This is a genomic window from Streptococcus ovuberis (assembly GCF_012396585.1).
GTDB classification, from domain to species: domain Bacteria; phylum Bacillota; class Bacilli; order Lactobacillales; family Streptococcaceae; genus Streptococcus; species Streptococcus ovuberis.
On record NZ_JAAXPR010000044.1, the window covers coordinates 1 to 3,672 of the forward strand.

Genomic DNA, 3,672 nt, shown 5'->3' on the forward strand with positions numbered 1-3,672 from the left:
GGTGCATAAAACGGGAAGTAGCTCAGCTTGGTAGAGTACTTGGTTTGGGACCAAGGGGTCGCAGGTTCGAATCCTGTCTTCCCGATTATTGGCGGTGTAGCTCAGCTGGCTAGAGCGTCCGGTTCATACCCGGGAGGTCGGGGGTTCGATCCCCTTCGCCGCTATTTTTATATATTCTTGTAGTTTGGACCTTTAGCTCAACTGGTTAGAGCACTCGGCTCATAACCGAGCGGTCGTAGGTTCGAGTCCTACAAGGTCCATTTTTCTCTTTTGGAGGATTACCCAAGTCCGGCTGAAGGGAACGGTCTTGAAAACCGTCAGGCGTGTAAAAGCGTGCGTGGGTTCGAATCCCACATCCTCCTTTATATTATTAGCGCGGGATGGAGCAGCTCGGTAGCTCGTCGGGCTCATAACCCGAAGGTCGTAGGTTCAAATCCTGCTCCCGCAATTTGAAGTAGATTCACTTTATTAGGCTCGGTAGCTCAGTTGGTAGAGCAATGGATTGAAGCTCCATGTGTCGGCGGTTCGATTCCGTCTCGCGCCATATTCTTTATAGCAAAGAAGAACCGAATGTGAAGCATTCGAGTCCAAGATTTCTTGGGCGCGTAGCTCAGATGGTTAGAGCGCACGCCTGATAAGCGTGAGGTCGATGGTTCGATTCCATTCGTGCCCATTATATTTAGGAGAATTACTCAAGAGGCTGAAGAGGACGGTTTGCTAAATCGTTAGGTCGGGTAACTGGCGCAAGGGTTCGAATCCCTTATTCTCCGTAGAAAAGCGAGATTATCTTAGGATATCTCGTTTTATTGTATATTGGAGTTCATATGGGGAAATTTTTCAAGTCAAAGGTGGTAGTTTTAGTAGCGGTGCTTCTTACAACATCGCTTTCTTTTCTTTTGGTGTCATCTCAAGATTGGTTTAGGGAAAGTTCACTCTTTTCGCCACTTCGCTCAGTTTTATCTTCTGGAGAGTCGTTTTTATCTGTTCCTAGGCGTTTTATATCCGATATTATTGAGGATACACAAGCGTTATTGGTAACATTTGAAGAAAATAAAACTTTGAAGCGTGAGATTAGCCTTTTAAGTGGTATTTTAGATGAAAATCATAGCCTCAAAATGGAGAATGAGAGTCTGAGATCTAGCATCAAATTGGAGAATGCTTATCCTAATGCTGATCCTATTGTCGCTGAAGTTGTGCATCGGAGTCCTAGTTCATGGAATCAGTCGCTTTTGATTTCAAAAGGTGAGACGTCTGGCCTTTCTAAAGGAGACCTTGTTTTGGCTAATGGTGGTCTTGTGGGACTTGTGACAGAATTGTTTACGGAGACAGCAACTGTCCAGCTTCTTCAGGATAATATGTTTAAGGCTAATTTAGCTGTGAAAATAGGCGATAAGAATCCAGCTTATGGGATTTTAAATTCTTTTGATCCAGTAGAAGGCTTGTTTTTAATTTCACAGGTGACTGAAAAAGAGCGTTTAGCACTTAAGGACAAAGTAGTGACAAGTGATCTATCTTTAGATTATCCAGGAAGTCTTCTATTGGGCGAGGTAACTGAAATCAGACAGAATAAGGACAGTCTTGAGGTAGAAGTATATGTTAAACCAAGCGCTAATTTCTCAGATATTTATTCTGTTGTCGTTGTAGGGCGTTAGTATGAAAAGAGTTCTATTTTTATTTTTGCTTTTAGTTGGGCTAATCTTTTTGGATTTGCAATTAGGATCATTGCTGTCTCCTTTTTTAGAGAATGGTATTCAGCCGAATTACCACATTTTTTTGGTAGTCCTAGTGGCTTTAACGAGCGGTGAATATGATTGGGCGTTATTTTATGCTTGTCTACTAATAGGAGCATTTTGGGATATTTATATCCTTAATGTACTAGGATTAAACATTATTTTATTACCAATCTTTACATTACTTGCTTCTGGTGTCTATAAAATTAAGCGTTTTAGCTTTTGGCGTTTTTGTTTTTTATCCGTTATTTTTATCTTTTTGTTCGAAACGAGCCACTTTGGGGTTGCTCAATTTTTAGGTTGGATGAGCTATTCTTGGGATTATTTCACAGTAAAAATCCTAGCTCCGACCTTAGTTGTGAACTTAGTAGTAGGAGTGTTACTGTATCCGCTTTTTAAGAGATTTTTGCAGAGGAATAGACATTTAATTGTAACAAATGTGTAACATATGACCTTTGAAAATTTGATACAATGTATAGTGACTTACTTACAAGGAGTATCTATTCAGTTATGAAGAAAAAAATGTTGGCAGTAACTTTGTTGAGTGTAGTGACTTTAAGTCAGTTTGCATCGGTTTCAGTGGTTGCTGCACAAGATATGAATTCAAAAATTTCAGCAGTTGAAAATAAAATTTCAAATCTTACAAGTCAGCAGGCTGCAGCTCAGGCACAAGTTCAGGCTATTCAGTCTAAAGTTGATGGGATTAAGCAAGAACGTGATAAATTAACTGCTGAAAATGAAAAACTTCAAGCAGAGTCGGAAGCACTCTTTGCAGAGATTAAGGTTCTATCTGAGAATATTGTTGCGAGGAGCGAGGCATTGTCTGCTCAGGCGCGTTCGGCTCAGACTGAAGGAACGGCGACAAACTATATCAATACAATTCTAGATTCTAATTCCATTAGTGATGCTATTTCTCGTATAACAGCAATGACAGAAATTATTGCTGCGAATAACCAGATGCTTAAACAGCAAGAAGAAGATAAGGTTGCAATTGAAGAGAAACAAAAAGCTAATCAAGAGGCCATTAATACTATTGTTGCAAACCAACAAAAGTTGGCGGATGATGAGCAGGTTCTTAATACACAGCAAGCAGAATTAGAAGTAGCTAAACTTAATTTAGCTAGTGAATTAGCAACTGCAGAAGGAGAGAAAAAGACTCTTCAAGAGCAAAAAGCTGCTGCGGAAGCTGCTGCGGCAAAAGCTGCAGCTGAGGAAGCAGCGTATCGTGCAGCTCAGGCAGCACGCGCTCAAAGTTTGACTGCTTCAGCAGCAACAGCTACTCCAACTGTATTGTCTAATGTATCAACAGTTGTTCAAGAGGGAGCTACTTCAGCAGCTTCTGTTTCTACGGTTACCCCTGATACTGTAGAAGCAGCTAATGCTGTAGTTGCACCATCTCCAGCATCATCTACCAAGGTAACTTATTCGGCTGCTAATACGTATCCTGTTGGACAGTGTACTTGGGGAGCCAAAGCTTTAGCTCCTTGGGTAGGAAATTATTGGGGTAATGCCGCTCAGTGGATTGCTTCTGCCCAAGCTGCGGGGTATTCTGTTGGTAGTACTCCAGCAGTTGGTGCTGTGGCTGTTTGGCCATACGACGGAGGAGGTTACGGACATGTAGCAGTGGTAACAGCTGTTCAATCTGCGACAAATATTCAGGTATCTGAGGCAAACTACGCCGGTAATCCAGCAATTGGTAACTACCGTGGTTGGTTTAATCCAACTGCTAGCACTTGGGGTGGTGGTACAGTAATGTACATTTATCCATAATGAGAAGAATCATGTAAACGAGGACTTTATGTCTTCGTTTTTTAGTTATGGCTTCAAGCCAGTTTTTCTCGGAGAGAAAAATGAGAAAACCACCAGCTAAGCTGGTGGCTGATAAGGCTTCTAGCTTCCATTTATTTTTCCTAGTATAATCTAATTGTTCAGGTTAGATACA

3 protein-coding genes and 8 tRNA genes are annotated in these 3,672 nt (G+C 41.3%); all 11 read left to right on the plus strand.

All coding sequences use genetic code 11. From position 1 onward, the window contains the following. Nucleotides 1-11 precede the first annotated feature (11 nt). The 11 genes from HF992_RS11665 (at nucleotide 12) to pcsB (ending at nucleotide 3,500) form a co-directional block, all read left to right on the plus strand. Nucleotides 12-85: transfer RNA gene (locus tag HF992_RS11665), tRNA-Pro, on the plus strand. Nucleotides 86-90: 5 nt separating this feature from the next. After that, nucleotides 91-164: transfer RNA gene (locus HF992_RS11670), tRNA-Met, on the plus strand. A gap of 22 nt (nucleotides 165-186) precedes the next feature. Continuing rightward, nucleotides 187-260: transfer RNA gene (locus tag HF992_RS11675), tRNA-Ile, on the plus strand. Between the two features lie 12 nt (nucleotides 261-272). Continuing rightward, nucleotides 273-362, plus strand: a tRNA-Ser gene (locus HF992_RS11680). Between the two features lie 12 nt (nucleotides 363-374). Continuing rightward, a tRNA-Met gene (locus tag HF992_RS11685) sits at nucleotides 375-448 on the plus strand. A 23-nt stretch (nucleotides 449-471) separates the two neighbouring features. Then, a tRNA-Phe gene (locus HF992_RS11690) sits at nucleotides 472-544 on the plus strand. 55 nt (nucleotides 545-599) lie between these two features. After that, a tRNA-Ile gene (locus tag HF992_RS11695) sits at nucleotides 600-673 on the plus strand. A gap of 9 nt (nucleotides 674-682) precedes the next feature. Then, a tRNA-Ser gene (locus tag HF992_RS11700) sits at nucleotides 683-770 on the plus strand. Nucleotides 771-824: 54 nt separating this feature from the next. After that, a complete protein-coding gene (locus HF992_RS11705; protein ID WP_168550160.1) occupies nucleotides 825-1,652 on the plus strand; it encodes a rod shape-determining protein MreC in 828 nt (275 codons plus the stop codon). Nucleotide 1,653: 1 nt separating this feature from the next. Beyond that, entirely contained in the window at nucleotides 1,654-2,175 is a 522-nt protein-coding gene (gene mreD, locus HF992_RS11710) for a rod shape-determining protein MreD (RefSeq protein ID WP_168550161.1), read from the plus strand. 65 nt (nucleotides 2,176-2,240) lie between these two features. Further along, nucleotides 2,241-3,500, plus strand: coding sequence for a peptidoglycan hydrolase PcsB (pcsB, locus tag HF992_RS11715; RefSeq protein ID WP_168550162.1), 1,260 nt, complete (start codon nucleotides 2,241-2,243; stop codon nucleotides 3,498-3,500). Nucleotides 3,501-3,672 lie beyond the last annotated feature (172 nt).

What these genes read in the sequence shown, in the direction of transcription:
- HF992_RS11705 (WP_168550160.1), top strand. Translation starts at nt 825, where the DNA reads ATGGGGAAATTTTTCAAGTCAAAGGTGGTAGTTTTAGTAGCGGTGCTT.
- mreD (WP_168550161.1), top strand. Translation starts at nt 1,654, where the DNA reads ATGAAAAGAGTTCTATTTTTATTTTTGCTTTTAGTTGGGCTAATCTTT.
- pcsB (WP_168550162.1), top strand. Translation starts at nt 2,241, where the DNA reads ATGAAGAAAAAAATGTTGGCAGTAACTTTGTTGAGTGTAGTGACTTTA.